The sequence below is a fragment of the Desulforegula conservatrix Mb1Pa genome (assembly GCF_000426225.1).
Lineage (GTDB): Bacteria > Desulfobacterota > Desulfobacteria > Desulfobacterales > Desulforegulaceae > Desulforegula > Desulforegula conservatrix.
In genome coordinates this window covers 1-18,871 of record NZ_AUEY01000049.1, presented here as the reverse complement: position 1 = coordinate 18,871, position 18,871 = coordinate 1, and the positions used below count along the sequence as shown (strand labels likewise).

Here is an 18,871-nt window from a genome sequence, read left to right as displayed (position 1 = left end):
AAAGTCCGACTTCCGTCATTCCGGCGGGCCTGTCCCTGTGAAAACCGGGGCTGATCACGGGGCTGGAATCCAGAAGTATCTGAAAATTCAAAGATGCCGGATCAAGTCAGGCATGACGACGAGGCCATTTTTTGATTTTTTGCTAAACCATCAACCATACAATGCAATTTAAACTCAAAATAAGGCATAAATATATATTTTACGCCTCCAAACTATATCTCAAATCCCTTCATTCTGAGTTCTTCTTCTGTAAGCTGGGAAAGCTCGTGGGGAAGCACTATCCAGTCGCTTGTCGCATAGGCTCTGTGGTAGAAATCAGGTTCCATTTCGACAAGTCTGTTGTGGGGCTTGTAGTACATGGCCGCCTTGTAGACGATGAAGTCCTTTTTCGGCATTCTTTTTTTAATTGTCTCCGTGACTGCATCAAAGGTTGAGCCTCGGTCAAAGATATCATCCACCACCAGAATCTTGTCACCGTTTCTTGTTACGGAGATAAGAGCGTCAATACTGCCGACCGTTACTTCGGAAGCTTCACCCAGACCTTTGTAGGAACTTGCATGTATGGTCGCGAATTTCTTCTTCTTTTTTGTAAGAAGCTCGAAAACTTCCTGCATATATATTGCAATCTGGGCTCCGCCCCTTGTTATTCCTGCAAATACATCGAAATCATAACCAGTTTCATAGATGCTTTTTGCGAACATCCATGAATCTTTTTCGAGCTGATCAGCAGAAATAAAAACTTTTTGGTAATCTTCAGACATTAAATCCTCCGGAATGGCATTGAATAAGGCTCCGCATTCAGGCGCCATTTTGGCTTCCGTCCCGTGCGTATCGCGCTCAATGCCGTTTTCTTTTGTGAGCATGCCTTTCAGCATATGTTTTTTTGATGCAAAACCTGTATCCCTGGTGATGATGAACCCGTTTCTTTCAAAAGCTGAACGCACATCTGACGCAGATGTAAAGGTTGCGAACGTGCCGCCGGGTTTTGTCATTTTCTTTATTTTTTCCACCACCTCGAAAGTCCACATTTCAGGATTGGACGCAGGACTGAATCCGTCAAGGAACCATGCGTCCGCTGTTGTTTCGAGCTTTTCGATGTTTTTTGCGTCGTCAAAAAGAAGAAAAAGCCTTACGTTCCTGTCGTCAATCTTCACCTCATGCATACCCGGTGTAGTATCTGGATAGGCAGTAATGAGCTTTTCAGACAAAGAAGAAAACTCCGGCCATTTTTCATGAATTTTTTTCAGATGATCCGCTGGAATAGGGTGCTTTTCCACCGAATAGTATTCAAGAACAGCATCAGGTTCAGCAAATTTTTTCCACAGATCCCAGGCAATCAGAAAATTAAGGCCTGTACCGAAACCTGTCTCAATTATGCGGAAGCTTTTTCTGTCCTTCCAGCGTCCGGGCAGGCCATTTCCTTTTATGAAAATATGAAGGCCTTCCTCTATGCCGTCATCACCTGTGAAATATACATCGCTGTAAAGATCTGAAACGAGGCGTCCGGTATTATCCCAGTATGGCTTTGCGGTTTTCATATATATAAGACTAAAATCCTGGTTTTTTGGCGCCTTTTCTTGCACCAAAAGCGAAATAAATCACAAAGCCAATAAATGGAATCAGGGCCACTATTGCCCATAAAGCCTTTTGGGGGAGGGAGCCGAAATCTTTTCTTGCAACATCAAAAAAAGCAATATTTGTGAGAACAAAAAAGAGCAGACCTATGCCTGCCCATACGGTTATAGTCTGAAAATCCATTATACTCCTTTAAGTCTGTTTGCTATTTCAAGCACAGTACGTGCGTAAGTACCGCTTTTATTGTATCTGAGAACCACATTGAAGGCTCTGTCATAATCTATTCCTTTGCGCCATCCGCTCTCCCTGAAATAGTTGGCAACGCTGAAAATTGCGTCATTATAATTGAACAGATCAATAAAACCATCGTTATCTCCGTCTCGCCCAAGGGAGAGTATATTGCTTGGCATGAATTGCGGAATACCTACTGCGCCTGCATATGAACCAGTTATTGTTTCTGTCTGTACCCCTGCCATTATGGCAAGATCAAGGAATGCTTTTAGTTCTCCATATGCCCATTCCGATTTTTTAACGGCCCTTGATTCATAATAATCCCAGGAATGCTTTCTTTCAGCAGGCATCATGTCCCAGAACGCTTTTCTTGTGTCAGCGTCTCCGAGGGCCGCGAGTGTTGAAAGAGAATTTATAACCGGCCAGCTTCCGGTATTTGCCCCGAAACCTGTTTCAACTAATATGATTGCTGTAATTACCTGTAAATCAACGCCATACTGCTGTTCCGCGTTTGAAAGTGTACTGCGGTTTGTTTTGATGAAATTCTTAGCTTTTGCTATGGCTGCCGGAGTCAGAAACTGCTCATGCATGGATGTCTTGCTTGGAGGTGGAGGCGTTCCTGTGCTGATTGTCTTTGGGAAAAAAAGCATGATGCATTTAGGACTGAATTCGACTGCTGGCTTGGAATAGAGGTTTTCTATGGTTTCTTTGTCGTATCCGTCCGCGATGAGCCTGTTTTTTACCGATGCCAGGAGGCCGGAATCTCCTGCGCCACAATTTGCCGCAAATGATATTGAATATCCGCAAAAAAGACATAAAGCAGAAATGACAGTTATTGAAAGCAGTCGTTTTATATTAGTATTCATTATATAATCCCCAATTACTGAATCAGCAGTTTATGAGATTCATTTTTCTTTTTTTGAAAGTACATAATTTTTCGTATCCGGCATTCTTTGCCATTTTAAGCGCAAGCTCATGGTCTCTTCCTGTTTCCTCGGGGCTGTGAGAATCTGAGCCAAGTGTAACAGGAATGCCAAGCCTGAAGCACTCCGACAGGATTGCTTCTTCAGGATAAAATTCACCACAGGGATGATAAAATCCGCTTGTGTTGATTTCAATCGCCTTGCCTTTTTCAGCTGTTTTTTTCAGGACTGGAAGGACAGAAGGAAAAACAGAAAAAGCCTTGCCCATGAACTTTTTTGGGAGATCAATATGGCATATTATATCAAAGAAGTCAAAATCAAGCATTCTGTCAAGTTTTTCAATATAGGATTTAATAATATTCGTGGCATTCCCGGCCTCTACGGCATTCCTGCTTTTTCTGCTTGCCAGATTCAGGCCGCCTGAAAAATGCACTGATGCTCCGATTGCATCAAAAGCGAATATATTCGTGAGATTTTCAATCTCTTCCACAAGGTTCTCGTCAAAGTCAACTTCAAGGCCTGCTTTTATGCTGATTTTATCCGCGTATTTTTCCTTTAAAACCTGGATTGACTGAAAGTAAAGGGGAACTTCCCCTGGCTGCATGGTGTTTGCCGCACCTGCTCCCTGCAAGGTGAGGTGATCCATGAAGCAGATTTCAATCAGCCCTTTTTTAATTGCGCGCAGAATATAATCTTCCATTCTGCCCCTTGCGTGATTGCACAGGGATGTGTGAATGTGGTAATCGATCATTTGACCTCTATGTTTATCCATTCCGCATTCAGAGCGCTACCTGTGTTGGCATCGTCGCCAGCTCCTCGACGTACAAACAACGTACGCCTCCGGGGCTTCCTCCTTGCCGCCTTGGTATCATCTTGAATGCGAAACGGATAATGTTGCTGTTAGCCTTTAAAGACACGATCATAACAGATAATACGGAACCCACAACTGTGAAAAAAGGCAAGACTATATATCGTTGTAGAAGCTGCGGATACGACTCCCTGAAATGGCTCGGGAAATGCCCTGAATGCGGTGAATGGGACGCATTCGCAGAAGAGACAAAAACTGGCAAGGCTGATTCCCTAAAAATATCTTCTGTTACAGTAACTTCAATCACAGATGTTGAGGAAAACGATGACCAGCGAGTTCTTACAGGCATTGGTGAATTTGACAGAGTTCTTGGTGGAGGTATCGTTCCTGGGTCTCTTGTTTTGATTGGCGGCGATCCTGGAATTGGAAAATCCACGCTGATGCTTCAGGCTCTTTGCGGTCTGGCATCAGGCGGAGGCAGGGTTCTTTATGTATCAGGCGAAGAATCCGCGCGCCAGATAAGGATGAGGGGAAGCAGGCTTGGTGCTGGCAGGGAGGGGATTCTGCTTGTATCTGAAATTGATGTGGATATCATCCTTGGTGTAGCTGAGCAGGAAAAGCCTGCTGTTCTTGTCATAGATTCAATTCAGACAATGTATAACAGCACTGTTCCGTCTGCTCCGGGAAGCATTACCCAGGTACGCGAATCAACCATGAAACTCATGATCATGGCCAAGAAGTCAGGAATTCCAATATTTCTTATCGGTCATGTTACAAAAGACGGAGCCATCGCCGGGCCAAGGCTCATGGAACATATGGTTGATACAGTCCTGTATTTTGAGGGTGACAGGAATCACGTTTTCAGAATACTGAGGGCTGTAAAGAACCGGTTCGGCTCGACAAATGAAATAGGCGTTTTTGAAATGGGTGAAAAGGGTCTTGAAGAAGTTCCAAATCCTTCAGCCGTATTTTTATCCGAAAGACCTGAAAACGCACCTGGCTCATCAGTTACTGCGAGCATGGAAGGGACAAGGCCGGTTCTTGTGGAAGTTCAGGGACTTGCAAGCAATACCGCGTACGGAACCCCGAGAAGAACAATTCTCGGACTTGACTCAAATCGAGTTGCCATGATCGTTGCTGTTCTTGAGAAAAGGGCAGGGCTAAATCTGATGGGACACGACATATTCATGAATGTCGCAGGCGGTGTAAAGGTTGATGAACCTTCGACTGATTTGAGCATAGCAGCAGCAGCTGCATCAAGTTTCCTTGACAGGCCCATACCTCAGGGAACGGTTGTGATAGGAGAAATAGGGCTGACAGGGGAAATAAGGGCTGTGAGCCATATAGATCAGAGAATCTCAGAGGCAAAGAAGATGGGCTTTACAAAATGTATTGTTCCCATGTCCAATGCAAAAAGAACTGTTCAGGCTAATGGAATAGAAGTGGTCGGCGTTTCGAATTTGTCAGAAGCTCTGACTCAGATTTTTTCATGACTCTTTAATTTTGCTGGAGTCTCAAAAACTCCGATTCCGTCATTCCGGAGTAGGCCGAAATCCAGAAGTGTCTGAAATAACTGAATGCTGGATCAAGTCCGGCATGACGCTGATGCCTTTTCTGACTTTTTGCGACCTTGCCATCGTTTAAAGCACTTAAAAGTTTTTGCGGAGCTTTTTTCAAAAAGCGACCCGCCGGCACTTGTCCTATCAACTGTATAATTGTCAGAGTCAGAAGCTTCGCCTTACTTTTTTCGGCTGGGTTATAATACCTCGCCGGCACCCGGCTTAACGTCGGATTACGGACAAAGGGCGTCCTAATCCGACCTATGCATCACTCTTGTTTTGATGGCAAATTAACCATACAAGGCATTCGGATCAATGTCGGATTACGAGCAAAGGACGCTCTAGTCCGACCCACGAATCGGCCTTTTTTGCGGCAATTTAACCAAACAAGGCAATCCTGCATTTGTGGTAAAGTCACTCCAAGTCGAATTCTTACATCATTCCTTCAATCAGTGCCCTTGCGTTTTGCCCAAGCACAGCATGGTTATACCCGCCTTCAAGAACGGCAAAATATCCTCCTCCGCTTTTTTTAGCAGCGGCTTTTACCATTTTAGCTATAGAAAAATAATCATCTGTTTCGAGCATTTTGCCCCAGTCATCGACGTGATGATCAAATCCAGCTGATATTCCTATGATATCCACATCAATTTCAGAAAGAAGTTTTTCTGTGTTCTGCATGTATTTTTCGCGCTTGCGTTCAGGAGGATTATAAACCTTTACCCAGCCGTGAGGATCGAGAATATTGGCCGTACCGTCCCCAAAATGCAGGTCAATGTCAAGGACAAGGGCGGTCTGGATAAGTCCCTCGTTCTTTAATAATAGCATGGCTATGGCCATATTTGAGAAATAGCAGAAACCCCAGCAGCTGTCTGATGATGCATGGTGTCCCGGTGGCCTGACCAGGGCAAAGGACGGTTCAGTGAGGCCTGTTTTTGCGGCCTGGATGGTTGCGCCTGCTGCAAGGGCCGCAATGTCGTACAGTCCTTCGCTTTTGACCTCAGCTATATGCTTTTGGGTATGAGCCAGTTCTATATCATCAATTAGCGCAGGTATGGCCTGCTTGAAAGATACGATTGGTGAAATGGCCTTGACAATGGATTCCATTCTTCCTTGTTCCGCAGCTGGTTCAGATGTGTAAACCTGGTAGAAATCATCATGGAAAAATACCTTCATGTTTCACCTTTTTGTTATTTGTAAAAGGAAATGAGCATGCTGTTATTATTCTGATCATGTATAATACAGATTTGTATCAGGATATATATGATATTTTACAAAATTGTTTCATGTTTGATGGCAAGAAACCCAATTGTAAAAAATAAATATCTGATAAAATTAGCTATTAATATTTTGGTACTGTCCTTGCTTTATGGAATGGCAGGTTTGGTATTTGACAAGATGGCCTTTCATTCCGATGCCTCGAATATTCAATCGGATAAACAAGGGGAACAGTATGTTGGAACAGATATTATTTGATAAATCAATGAATTATTCTACAAAACTTTTTGAAGCTGAAAAAGGATTTCAAGCTAATAAAAACCTACAAAAACGTGACTTGAGTCTGAAATCTGTCTCCCTTAATTGTGTTGAGCATGAAGGCAGAACAATCGGTTTATTCGAATCATATCTTCTTGATTCGGCGTTTCAGCCCATCTTCAGTCTTGCCCATAAAAGAATAGTCGGATACGAGGCCCTTTTGAGGCCAAAGGGCAAGGACGGAATTCCTGTGAGTCCTGCCATGCTTTTCGGCAAATCCATGGAACCCTGGCAAGTGGTTCTGCTTGATCGGCTTTGCAGATACATACACGCAAAAAACTTCATGCGTATTGGTGATGAGGTTAACTGGCTATTTTTAAACATAGCGCCATATGTCATGATCCATGGTTCTGAATTCGGCCCTTTTTTCAAGGGTATGCTGGATGAAGCAAAAATAGCTCCCCACCGTGTGGTGGTTGAGCTTGTGGAAGAACCCGAGGCCGACTCAAAAGCACTTGAAGCATCAATCAATTATTACAGGGAAACAGGTTGCCTCCTTGCAGTGGATGATTTCGGTGCAGGCCATTCCAATTTTGAGAGGGTATGGTCCATGCATCCCCATATTGTCAAGCTCGAACAGGGGATGATAACAAGGGCTGGAAATCAGCCACGAATAAGACAGATGCTTCCTGGGATTGTCGATCTTCTCCATCAGTCAGGTTCCCTTGTTCTTGTGGAAGGTATCGAAACCGAAGAACAGGCCTTCATTGCCATTGAATCGGATGTGGATTTTGTTCAGGGATATTTTTTTGCAAAACCAACAACAAATCTTGAAACAGTTGCCTTAAGTTCCCATGATTTTGAGAGCCTTTTCACCAAATTTAAAAAAACAAGTTTTCAGAACCACTCGAATATACAGACAAAATATGAGGATTACAGGCGTCTTTTTTGCCAGGCAGTGAATGAGTGCCGGCTTGGTAAAAGTCTTGAGGAATCATGCATGAATCTTTTTATGCATGAATCCGTAATAAGATGTTATCTTCTTGATCCTTCAGGACTTCAGATTGGCCCCACCATCGTATCTCCGCGATCTGTTAACAAATCAGACCCAAGGTTCATTCCTCTCCATGACGCAAGAAGCGCAGACTGGTTCAGAAGGCATTACCTGAGAAGAGCTGTGCTTCATCCCGAGCAGCTTCAGGTAACACGACCTTATATGTCAATAACTGGCGAGGCTGTTTGCATAACCCTTTCAGTCATGTTTGAATCGCCGGAAGGAGCGAGGGTTTTTTGCTGTGACGTTGATTCCAGGGGATAGCTAAGAATTAACTGACTTCTGATATTAAGGAGGGCTTAAATGATCCATATAATACAGAATGATCCCATGGTACCCTTGGGAAGAATTAAAGGGATAATTGAAGAGTCTGGTCTCGATTTTCATCTCTGGAAGGCATGGGAATCAGAATTTTCGGATGAAATGCCCGAAGATGCCGTCGCTCTGCTTGTGCTTGGTGGAATCATGGGCGCGGATGATGATGTGAGGTTCCCGTATATCAGAACTGTCTGCAGATGGATCAAAAAAGCAGCTGAAGAGGATATCCCGTTTCTCGGCATATGTCTTGGCGGTCAGCTTCTGGCAAAGGTATGCGGAGGGGAATTAAAAAAAGACCTTTACGGTGAGAAAGGATGTGTGCCCGTTGATCTTACTTCTGATGGCAAAAAAGATCCAATCTTCAATGAAATTCCTTCATCATGGCCCGCTTTCGGATGGCATGCGGATTCATTTATACCTCCGCTCGATACAAAAGTTCTTGCAGTATCAACGAAATGCACTTTCCAGGCTTTTAAGCTCGGACAAAATGTTTACGGCGTGCAGTTTCATCCTGAAGTGACTCCTTTTATAGTGGCTGATTGGGCCGCTCTCTCAGGAGGAGAATCTGACAAGCTTGAAGAATTCAGAGTTTTTTATTCCGAATACAAGAATATTTCGAGGCAGTTTCTTTTCAATTTTTTTAAGATAGCAGCCTGCGAAAACAAGAACGGCCTGTGTGATCAGAAATGGGGCTGAAGCATCAAATACATGGGGATTTGGGCGTAGTCTGAATAGGTCTGTGCAAGGATTTCTAAATCCATATATGCAAAGTGTTTGTTTAAAGTTTTAGGTTTTAAGAGGAAATATTATGACTGACGTGCTTTTTATGAATGAAGAAAATAGCCTGGAATCTGATTCAAGCTTATCAGAAAAAAATGTTTCTGAATTTAAGTCGCTAAGAAAAAGTATTCAAAATGGCCTGGATATATTCGGCAAAAATAGAAAAGCCAGGAAAGCCATTCAATATGATGCCGCAGAAAGCATCCTTAATTCCCTGAATTCAAGATGGGATCTTGGCGATGAATTCATAATGCCGGGTAGGGGGCCGGCAAGCATTGTCACAAAAGGTCTTAATCTTGTATTTAAAAAACTCAACGGATTTATCACGGATCTGACAAGACAGACCGTGGGGCTTGCCTCTGTTGCTCCGGGGATGCACCTTATTTCCGGGAAGGTTCTGTCATCAGCCGAGACACTTGGAAAAAAAGGTGAAGAGATCGAAGCATCGTGCAAAAATCTTTCCGAAGGAATGCGTATTTCGTCTGAAAGTGCAGGCGCTGCCCTTGAAAAGTCAGGGCATATTGTCGGCGAGATTTCGAGGGCAAGAAACCTGACAAGCTCATCTTTTGACAGAATGAAAGCAATTGACAGGGATATGGCCGGACTTTCTTCCGCAATTTTCAATCTTGAGGAAAGCTCTAAAAACATCGGTTTAATAATTGACAGTATTTCAGATATTTCTGAAACCACCGGGCTTCTTTCTTTAAATGCATTTATTGAAGCAGGACGGGCAGGAAAATATGGGGCCGGCTTCGGGGTTATTGCCCAGGAGATCAGACAGCTTTCAGGAAAATCAGGGCAGGCGGCTTCGGAAATTAAGAAAACCCTGATGAATATAAGCGAACTGATTGAAACCACAGCGGTTTCGGTCAGGCATGTAAAAGAGTGCGTGGCTTCAGGTCTTGAGGTCAGCAAGGATGCTGATTCTGCTCTTTGCGGCGTTGGGATAGAGCATTCGGGGTTTCATGGTCAGCTTGAATCTGTCCTGATGTCTGTAAATGACCAGGAAAAGGCTGTTTCTGCAATGTTGTCCGGAATTGCTGAAATTGCGGATGCGGGTCGCTCAGGAGCAATTGAGAGCCGGAAACTTTCTGATTCTGCGGACAGAATAAGAACCCTTGCCGAGAAACAGCTTGAATCAGCCGGTTCATTTATTCTCCCTCAATACAGAAAAGTCGAGGCTGTGGTTACAGAAATGGCTTCTGATCCTGATATTGTTTCAATGACAGTTAATGTGAACAGAAAAATATCTGAAAAAATTCTATTATATCCTTATATTGAGCTTGTTTATCTCACTGATGGGAAAGGGATTCAGATTTCTGCCAATATTTTCAGGGACAGGGAAAAAGCTGAATCAGGCTTAAGTTCAGCTGGCAGGAACTGGAGCACCAGGGAATGGTTCAGAAGAGTTAAGGAAACAAACAAGGCATATATTTCAGATGTTTATAGATCGGCTGCAACAGATTCTTATTGCATGACAGTTTCCGTGCCTGTTTTCAGGAATGGTTTTCTGGTTGGTGTGCTTGGGGCTGATGTGAATTTTGAGAATCTGCTTGATATATGAACCTTGTCTTTTTTTGTCCCATGTCTTCATTGACAAGGTCGTAAAAAGTTTGATTTTCGTCATTCCGGCGCAGGCCGGAATCCGGAAGTGATAGAAATTACAAAGATGCCGGATAAGTCCGGCTTGACGCCGGCGCCTTTATTTGACTTTTTGCGAGTCCGTCTTCATTGAATGGGTGCCTCTAAAAATTAGTATTTTTGATGTGGTAGCAAGGAAGCGGCGCACGGAGAACCGGAGTTTATGCGGTATAAATGAGGATTCGAGTACGACGCTGACGCAGCTAACGCGCAAAAAGGCAATTTTTAGAGGTGCCCAAATGTTTTTAAATTGATTGATCAGTGTGTAGGGGCTTTTGTAATAAAAGTCCCTGCATTTCCAGCCATCAAGATGATTTGCCTGCCCCAAGAGAATCCGGCTTGATTTATAAGCATGAACGTATTATTGATTTTTCTTTGACCAGCCCCCTACACCCTATTTTGTTTCATTTTCTTTCAAGCCTTGTTTTTTAACACTCTACCTGGAGCAGATATGAGAAAGTTGATTATAGCTGTTTTAATATTTTTTTGTGGATGTTCATCTGTCCCTAAAGGCATCTTGCCTGTGACAGGCTTTGAAATAAGCAGATATCTTGGGACTTGGTATGAAATTGCACGTCTTGACCATTCTTTTGAAAGAGGTCTTATAAATATAAGTGCAGAGTATTCGCAGATGGATGATGGGGGTGTGAAAGTCGTAAACCGCGGTTTCGATCCTATTAAAAATGAATGGAAGGAAGTGGAAGGGCGGGCTTATTTTGTCTCAGATCCCTCCACCGGAAGTCTTAAGGTTAGTTTTTTCAGGCCATTTTACGGCGGATATCACATAATTGCACTGGATAAGGAAAAATACGAGTACGCCCTTGTATGCGGACCTGACAGGTCGTATTTGTGGATACTCTCAAAAAAGCCTTTTCTTGATAAAAAGATAAAAGATGATCTGATTTTAAAGGCAAAAAAATTGGGATTTGATGTCAGTTCCTTGATTCAGGTGAAACAGGAATCAAAGTAATTTGGCGGGAATTCTTTTTCATGATATTCGCCTTTTTGTATGATTTGTTTCATTTAAGGTTTGTTGTATTGAAACCATTCAGTTCGCTTTTTTTAGGAAGGGCGTTATTTTTGGAAAACCCTTTTTGTAAAAAAATGTTTCCCAAATGTTTCGCAAGAATTTTATTATGATATTTTTTAAGGCTATGCTTCCCTTAGATGTTGAAAAACGAAATAGTATTTTTTTTTGATTCTGGATCTTGGGAGAACTTTTTGTAAAAAGTTCCTTAAGTCCCCTCAAAACCTTATGTTTTTATTGTTATCAGACGCAAATGCTCTAAAGTTGTGCATGCACTCTCTAATTACCTGAAAGTTTTTGCGGAGCTTTTTCCAAAAAGCGACCCGCCGGAGGCTGCTTTTTTATTGAAAGTATTAGTTAGTTATTGGAATAATAAAGCATTACACAGTTAACGGCAACATAGCCGTTTTTAAAAAGCCATGCGCTATGGATCCAAGCAACAAATCCAAAACCTGAAGTTTTTTGCTAAGCTTTTTTTCAAAAAAGCGTTCTTTTAAAAGGTTTAATCTCATATTTGGTGAATAGTTTCGTTTAATTTTTTTATCGGTTATCCAAAATTCAAACAGCAGGATTGTAAATAAATGAGATTTCAGGGCGTTCTCGGGCTTGTTGCAATTCTTTTCATTGCCTGGATTTTTAGTGAAAACAGGCACAGGATCAGTTTAAGAGGAATTGTGTCAGGTTTTTTACTTCAGTTTTTCATGGCCTTTCTTATCCTTAAAATTCCTTTAATAAAGGACTTTCTCCATTATCTGGATAAGGCTGTCATTGCGCTTGAAACAGCCACTACTGCGGGAACTTCTTTTGTTTTCGGATATCTTGGAGGAGGAACGCTCCCTTTTGACGAAAAAGTTTCGGGACTGTCTTATATCCTGGGCTTCAGAGGGCTGGTGCTTGTTCTTGTCGTGAGTGCCCTGTCGTCTCTTTTGTTTTACTGGAAGGTTCTTCCTCTTGTTGTCAGGGCTTTTTCGTATGTACTCAGAAAAACTCTGGGAATAGGCGGGGCTGTCGGTCTTGGCGCTGCGGCCAATGTTTTTCTTGGAATGATAGAGTCCCCGCTTTTTGTAAAGCCGTACCTTAAAGATATGTCAAGGAGCGAGCTTTTTGTGACCATGACCTGCGGCATGGCCGGGATTGCAGGCACTGTTATGATCCTATACGCGAGTATTCTAAAAAATAAAGTTCCTGACGTATTGGGACATATACTTGTGGCTTCTCTCATAAGTATTCCAGCAGCAATAATGATATCTCAGATAATGGTTCCTGAAACAAAGGCTCCAACCGAAGGAGACATAACTCCGCCGCAGCTGTCTATGAGCGCGATGGATGCAATTACTAAAGGCACGGCAGAAGGAATAAATCTTCTGATCAATATTATTGCCATGCTTGTTGTTCTCGTTGCCCTGGTTCATCTTGCAAACCAGATACTTGGATTTTTACCGGAGCTTGCAGGACAGCCTGTCACACTCCAGAGAATCCTTGGTTATATAATGGCTCCCATGGCATGGCTCATTGGCATTCCCTGGTACGAAGCCCAGACAGCAGGAATGCTGCTTGGAACAAAAACTGTTCTGAATGAGTTCGTTGCTTACCTTGATATGGCCGCTTTGCCTGAAGGCTCTCTTTGTGAGAGAAGCAGGCTTATTATGACATATGCACTCTGCGGATTTGCAAATTTGGGAAGTCTTGGCATAATGATAGGCGGAATGGGAGCCATGGTTCCTGAAAGAAGGGACGAGATAGTCGAGCTTGGAATGAGATCTATATTTGCGGGAACCTTATCTACCTGCATGATTGGAGCCGTTGTCGGGCTGATTCAATGATTTTTCAAGATTTCCAAATCAATGGTTGATCATTTGTGTGTTTGATCTAATTATCAAAAAATTTGGCTATCTTCCCCCTATATGTTGAAAAGCGAAATAATAATCCTTTTTGGACTTCTGGATCTTTGGGGAACTTTTTGTAAAAAGTTCCTTAAGTCCCCTCAAAACTTTATGTTTTTATTATTATCAGACGCAAATGCTCTAAAGTTGTACATGCACTCTCTAATTACCTGAAAGTTTTTGCGGAGCTTTTTTCAAAAAGCGACCCTCCGGAGGCCGCTTTTTATTTAAAGTATTAGTTAGTTATTGGAATGATAAAATATTCCACACTTAACGGGGACAGAACCTTTAAATAAGCGATCAACCTAGAGCATGCAAATCATCTTTTGAAACACATCCTCGCAGAGATTATTTTGAAGTCATCACCCATACGCCAGTCCAGCCATCTGATGACATTCCTGATTCTTTCAGTTCCCCGCATTTGCTGATGTATTTGGAAGCTGGAGGATCAATCGATTTTATGCCTGAAAAAATTGATATTGCCGAGTCAAAATCTCCTGAATAATAGTAGTCAAGACCTTTAAGAAAGGTTTCGACTGTTTTGGATTTTTCTTCGAATTCTGGTTTTTCCATGGGTTCATATATGACGACGGCTTCTTTTTTACCAACAACGGCAACTCGGCCAAGTTCCCTGAATCCAAAGGAATCACCAGCCTGTTTCATTGTCTCTGCCGAAACCATAGTGTAGGTTCCGAATTCCTTGTTAACGCCTTCAAGCCTTGCCGCAAGGTTTACTGAGTCACCGAGCATGGTGTAGTCGAATCTGTCCTTTGAGCCCATGTTTCCAACAACTGCAAATCCTGTGTTGAGACCGACTCGCATGTAAAGATCCTTGCCTGTTCTCTGCTTGTAAACAGGGCGCAGTTCCGCAAGTCTTGTCTGACAGCGCAGAGCTGCTTTCACGGCTCTGTATGCATGATCAGGCACATCGAGCGGAGCGTTCCAGAAGGCGATGATCGCGTCTCCTTCGTATTTGTCCACTGTTCCGCCTTCTTCATGGATTATATCTGTCATGGCGGAAAGATAATCGTTCAGAAGGGCAGTAAGTGCCTCAGGATCTAAGGATTCTGATATTGTGGTAAAGCCCTGGACATCAGAAAAGAAGATGGAAAGCTCGCGCTTTACACCGCCAAGTTTAAGTTTGTCCGGGTTTTGCAGGATCTGTTCGATTACCGCAGGGTTGAGATATTGCTGGAATGCGTTCTTTATGAATTGTTTGTGAACTCCTTCTGTTGCAAAATTTACCACAAGGGAAAGAGTCACTGTGATTATTACCGCAATTTCAGGGATTACAAACTGTGTCCAATATCCGGCCTCGTATGAGACAAGGCAAAGGCCTCCAGGAATGGCTGCAAAAATCATTGCAAGCAGAAGACTTTTTACAGGAGATTTGAAAAATGTGAGCGTGAATGAGCAGGTTAGAATCATTAAGAGGATGAAACACACGTCATATATTCTTGGTGTTCCTTTGATGAAATCGCCGGAAAGCAGATTGTCAAGGAAAGTGGCGTTAACCTCAACTCCAGGATAAGCTTCGCTTACAGGAACTGGCTTGTTGTCAAAAAGGCCTTTGGCGCTGAATCCGAAAAAAATAAATTTATCCTTGAAAACAGCCGGGTCAAGCTGGGGCTTTTCACCATTTCTGATCTGAATCTCTGATCTTATTATGGCAGCTGCACTGTAAATTTTATGGGTGCCTGATTTCCCTCTGAATCTGAGGATAGTCTTACCATCCTTGTCTATGGGGATTTTATGATTTAGAATTTTGAGCTTGTTACCTTCCGCCTTGATCTCAGCTTCATTATCAAGGGACGCAATGAAAGCTGAAAAGCCAAGAAGGGGCATTGGTTTGCCCCCAAAAAACTTGATGGGTTCAACTCTTCGGTATATTCCGTCAGAATCCGGGTTCTGATCAACATTTGCTATTATTTTGAAGCCTTCGGCAACATCAGGGTGGGGGAATGTCGCAAATTTTTTAGTCAGCTTTTCAACAAGTTCGGAGGTCTTTGATCCAGTTATCTTTATTTCAGGATTTTTTGCTTTCTCAGGCCATACTGAAGTATTTCCTTCAGTGCCAAGGCCTGCTGCACCAGCGACTTTCCCCAAGGTTTTGCATCCAGCCACAAGAGCCTGGTCATCGTCAGGGCCATAGGATGACGGTTCTGTGAAAAGCACATCGAGTGCAGCGGCAGATGCTCCCCCGCGATTCAGGAATTCCAGGATAGCTCCGTAAGCAACCCTTGGCCATGGCCAAGGCCAGGCATTTTCCTTGGATGCCCAGTCCAGGCTGTTCTGGTCAAGCAGAATGACTGCGATTCTTTCTGTTGCAATTCCGGGCTTGGCAAAAAGTTTGACTCTCCAGTCCCATGTTTTTGCTTCTATTCCCTCGGTCCATCCTGAAAAGAGCAGGAGCAGTGATATTATGGAAGCCGCAATACCTATTACAATAGCATTTAGAGCCTTGGTTCCTGATTTTACCGAGTAATAAAACATGGTTTTTGCTCTCTTTCAGGTTGTGAGTATCTATATTATGGTGACAATGAATGACAGGTCGAGAGGTTTACTATGTGGAATTTTTGGACGAATTTCAAGTGGGAGTTGAAAAAACAAAAACCCCTTTCTGGGATAGAAAGGGGTTTTTAATGCTTAACTCTATATTTCTATTTTTTAATCTATATAGCTATATCTATATATTTAGGCTTCAGCTCTCTGGTATGAGGACTTGCGTGATGATCTCTGCTGAGGTCTCTCATCATTTGAATAAGGGCTTTTTTTCTGCTGCCATCTGTTGCTGTTGTCATTGGCAGGAGCTCCTTTTCTTGATCTGGTGGCAGCTGCCTGTGGCGGTGCATCAGAGGAAACCTGAACTACTACAGCTCTGTTGTTGTATTCCATTCCTTTGAATGCGTTCAGAATGGTAGGCGCTGATTTATGATCAATCTCAAAGAATGATGATGTATTCATAAGGTCTATCTTGCCTATGTCTATGTTTCTTCTTCTTGTGCATCTGTTGATAAGGCCGATCAGTTCAGCTGGAGTAAGATTATCTTTGTAGCCAAGGTTAATGCTGTATCTGATGAAACCTTCCTCGGCTCTTTTGTTGCTCTTGTCAGCCTGGGCGTAATTTCTTGGCGCTCTGTCAGTTCTCACTGCACCTTCATTTCTGGTTGTTCTTGATCTTTCTTCAGCCGGATTAAGATCACGTGCATCTCTGTAATATTCAAGAAGTCTGCTGAATTCCATGGAAACGAAAAGCTTTATCAGGTCTTCCCTTTCAAGATGCTCAAGTTTTGCCTGTATCTTGGGAAGGGCAGCTTCCAGTGCCTTATGGTCTGTGTTTGTGGCCTGAAGTTTGTCTATCATGTGAAGAAGCTGATTCTCACATATTTCAGTTCCATTATGAATCTTGCACTTAGTGAATTTTCTTTTGATTTTTGATTCTATCTGCCTGATTCTGCGGTATTCTCTCTCAGAAACAAGGGATATTGCCACGCCTTTCTGTCCTGCGCGTCCTGTTCTTCCACTTCTGTGATTATAAACATCATCATCATCAGGAAGATTGAAATTGATGACATGTGAGATATCTTTCACGTCAAGACCACGAGCTGCAACATCTGTTGCGACAAGTATCTGGAGATGTTTGATTCTGAATCTGTTCATTATTGATTCACGCTGATTCTGGGAAAGATCACCATGGAGAGCGTCTGCATTGTATCCGTCCTGGATCAGCTTGTCCGCAACATCCTTGGTTTCTTCGCGTGTTCTGCAGAAAATTATGCTGTACATGCCAGGATAAAAGTCAACAACACGTTTGAGTGCAAGATATCTGTCCCTTACATGAACTCTGTAGTAAGCATGCTCGACATTGTCTGAGCCTGCGTTCTGAACACCGATGGTGATCTCGATCGGCTTGGTCATGTAGTTGCTTGATATTTCGAGAACTTCCCTTGGCATTGTCGCGGAAAAAAGGAGAACATTTTTGGTTTTAGGAGTCTGGTCAAGAATAGCGTCAAGCTCATCCCTGAATCCCATGTTCAGCATTTCATCAGCTTCATCGAGTACGACTGTTTCAAGGGATGAAAGATCAATAACCTTTTTATAATTAAGCAGGTCGTTCATTCTGCCTGGAGTTGCAACTATTACGTGGGCGCCTTTTTTAATCGCTCTGATCTGTTTTTCTATGTCAGCGCCGCCATAAACCGCTTCTATATTAAGTTTAGGGATATATTTGGCAAATTTCTTGAGGTCGCCTGTGATCTGGAGGCAAAGTTCACGTGTAGGCGCAAGTATGATCGCCTGGGTGTATTTCTTATCCGGATCTGCAAGCTGTATTATAGGAAGGCCAAACGCAGCTGTTTTACCTGTTCCTGTCTGGGCAAGTCCTACAAGGTCGCCCGGTTTTTCAAGAAGTATTGGAATTACTTTCTCCTGAATAGGCATGGGCTTTTCAAACCCGAGTTCTTTAACTGCTTTGAGAATGTTTTCGGAGATTCCAATGTTTTCAAAAGTGACCATTAAATTTTTTTCCTGTACTGCTTTATAAAGATTTATTCTGAAGGCGTCGTAAAAAGTCTATGCGTTACTTTTTCAGGAAATAGAGAAAAATTTCTGCTGATAAATAATTCCGCTGTGTTTTGGCCGTATTCCTGAAAAAATATTTTTCAGAGAAAAAAGGCAACACAAAACCATTTAGATATGGCTTAAAGGCCTGTCCAAAATGGCAGAATATAAAATTTGATTATAGCAAAAAGGAAATCCCTTACCCCAGCCATCCGAATTGTATCAGATGGCTCCACCCTGCACCTTAAGAGGCGAAATTGCCTTTTTCAGGTGACGGACTTTTATACGAGTCCGAATCAAGGCTAATCTTGAAGATCATATGAACGAAATGCTCTAAAGAATCCCTCGATTAGCCTTACAATTTCAAAAGATTTCAGGGCTGGCTCGCAACTTCGGGATTCCTGTCAGAAGGGCTGAATATGCACTTTGGGCATTTCAGATGACTGCGCAGGCCGCTTTTTTAAGCGTACTCCATGAACTTGATTACTAACCTATACCAAAATCTCTTAAACGGATTTGCATCCGACGCCTATAAGAGGGGTAAATGGTCTGACTGTCAAGTAAAAAAAATATTATTTGATAAAAATATTGTATTTATTCATGAAACGGGCTTTTAAAGGTCGCTTTTTTGAAAAAAAGCTTAGCAAAAAACTTTTGGATTTGTTGGATTATTCTTTTTGTGCTCAGATATCGCTTATAAAAATGCTGCTGGTTTTGACTCCAGAATACTGATATTCAACAGCATGAAAGGTTTTTGTGAAATGTTTGGAAAAACCTTTTTACATAATTTGATTACCATTTTTACTCCGCCATGCTTATCTTAAGGCATGTGAAAGATTATCCAGATATGATGGAGGTGTAGCATGGCAAAAAATATGATCCAATTTCAAAAAGGAAAGAGTATTCACGAATTCCTGTCCGAATATGGGACCGAAGATAAGTGCCAAGACTCATTATTCAGACTTAGATGGCCGCATGGTTTTAGTTGTCCGAATTGCGGCGGTTCGAAATTTTGCGAGCTCAAATCAAGAGATCTGTA

At 42.6% G+C, this 18,871-nt stretch carries 15 protein-coding genes; 8 read left to right on the top strand and 7 right to left on the bottom strand.

Annotation, left to right across the window (positions count from 1 at the left end):
• Positions 1-212 precede the first annotated feature (212 nt).
• The 4 genes from mnmD to K245_RS0115155 are packed head-to-tail and all read right to left on the bottom strand — an operon-like array spanning position 213 to position 3,480.
• Positions 213-1,538: a tRNA (5-methylaminomethyl-2-thiouridine)(34)-methyltransferase MnmD gene (gene mnmD, locus K245_RS26800; protein ID WP_027359916.1), complete on the bottom strand. Its 1,326-nt coding sequence runs from the start codon at positions 1,536-1,538 to the stop codon at positions 213-215.
• Between the two features lie 10 nt (positions 1,539-1,548).
• Entirely contained in the window at positions 1,549-1,758 is a 210-nt protein-coding gene (locus K245_RS0115165; RefSeq protein WP_027359915.1) for a PLDc N-terminal domain-containing protein, read from the bottom strand.
• Positions 1,758-2,672 (bottom strand): lytic murein transglycosylase, encoded by a 915-nt coding sequence (locus tag K245_RS24800; RefSeq protein ID WP_051284191.1) that lies wholly within the window; start codon positions 2,670-2,672, stop codon positions 1,758-1,760. Before K245_RS24800 ends, K245_RS0115165 begins: the two co-directional genes overlap by 1 nt.
• A gap of 22 nt (positions 2,673-2,694) precedes the next feature.
• Complete coding sequence (locus K245_RS0115155) at positions 2,695-3,480, bottom strand: histidinol-phosphatase (RefSeq protein WP_198013899.1); 786 nt, start codon at positions 3,478-3,480, stop codon at positions 2,695-2,697.
• Positions 3,481-3,620: 140 nt separating this feature from the next.
• Between K245_RS0115155 and radA the strand changes: the two genes are divergently transcribed.
• A complete protein-coding gene (gene radA, locus K245_RS0115150; RefSeq protein ID WP_084156337.1) occupies positions 3,621-5,030 on the top strand; it encodes a DNA repair protein RadA in 1,410 nt (469 codons plus the stop codon).
• 498 nt (positions 5,031-5,528) lie between these two features.
• Here radA and K245_RS0115140 read toward each other — a convergent pair whose 3' ends face one another.
• Positions 5,529-6,269 carry an arginase family protein gene (locus K245_RS0115140; RefSeq protein ID WP_027359911.1) on the bottom strand — a complete coding sequence of 247 codons (741 nt, stop codon included), beginning with the start codon at positions 6,267-6,269 and terminating at the stop codon, positions 5,529-5,531.
• 87 nt (positions 6,270-6,356) lie between these two features.
• Between K245_RS0115140 and K245_RS28070 the strand changes: the two genes are divergently transcribed.
• The 6 genes from K245_RS28070 (at position 6,357) to K245_RS0115110 (ending at position 13,212) form a co-directional block, all read left to right on the top strand.
• The gene (locus K245_RS28070) at positions 6,357-6,569 is read left to right on the top strand and encodes a hypothetical protein (RefSeq protein WP_027359910.1); all 213 of its coding nucleotides are present in this window, start codon (positions 6,357-6,359) and stop codon (positions 6,567-6,569) included.
• Positions 6,547-7,887, top strand: coding sequence for an EAL domain-containing protein (locus K245_RS0115130; protein WP_051284190.1), 1,341 nt, complete (start codon positions 6,547-6,549; stop codon positions 7,885-7,887). The genes K245_RS28070 and K245_RS0115130 overlap by 23 nt, the downstream gene beginning before the upstream one ends.
• Positions 7,888-7,926: 39 nt before the next feature.
• Complete coding sequence (locus K245_RS26795) at positions 7,927-8,637, top strand: type 1 glutamine amidotransferase (RefSeq protein WP_051284189.1); 711 nt, start codon at positions 7,927-7,929, stop codon at positions 8,635-8,637.
• 112 nt (positions 8,638-8,749) lie between these two features.
• The gene (locus tag K245_RS0115120; RefSeq protein WP_027359908.1) at positions 8,750-10,285 is read left to right on the top strand and encodes a methyl-accepting chemotaxis protein; all 1,536 of its coding nucleotides are present in this window, start codon (positions 8,750-8,752) and stop codon (positions 10,283-10,285) included.
• Positions 10,286-10,813: 528 nt separating this feature from the next.
• Entirely contained in the window at positions 10,814-11,332 is a 519-nt protein-coding gene (locus K245_RS0115115; RefSeq protein ID WP_027359907.1) for a lipocalin family protein, read from the top strand.
• Between the two features lie 638 nt (positions 11,333-11,970).
• On the top strand, positions 11,971-13,212 hold the full coding sequence (locus K245_RS0115110; RefSeq protein ID WP_027359906.1) for a NupC/NupG family nucleoside CNT transporter: 1,242 nt from the start codon (positions 11,971-11,973) through the stop codon (positions 13,210-13,212).
• Positions 13,213-13,620: 408 nt separating this feature from the next.
• On the opposite strand, the gene K245_RS0115105 is transcribed toward K245_RS0115110, so the two are convergent.
• Both K245_RS0115105 and K245_RS24790 read right to left on the bottom strand, forming a co-directional pair.
• Positions 13,621-15,765, bottom strand: coding sequence for a CHASE2 domain-containing protein (locus tag K245_RS0115105; RefSeq protein ID WP_027359905.1), 2,145 nt, complete (start codon positions 15,763-15,765; stop codon positions 13,621-13,623).
• A 201-nt stretch (positions 15,766-15,966) separates the two neighbouring features.
• Positions 15,967-17,787 carry a DEAD/DEAH box helicase gene (locus K245_RS24790; RefSeq protein ID WP_035277396.1) on the bottom strand — a complete coding sequence of 607 codons (1,821 nt, stop codon included), beginning with the start codon at positions 17,785-17,787 and terminating at the stop codon, positions 15,967-15,969.
• A 908-nt stretch (positions 17,788-18,695) separates the two neighbouring features.
• Between K245_RS24790 and K245_RS24785 the strand changes: the two genes are divergently transcribed.
• On the top strand, positions 18,696-18,871 hold a 176-nt coding region (locus K245_RS24785; protein WP_035277398.1), incomplete at its 3' end, for a transposase.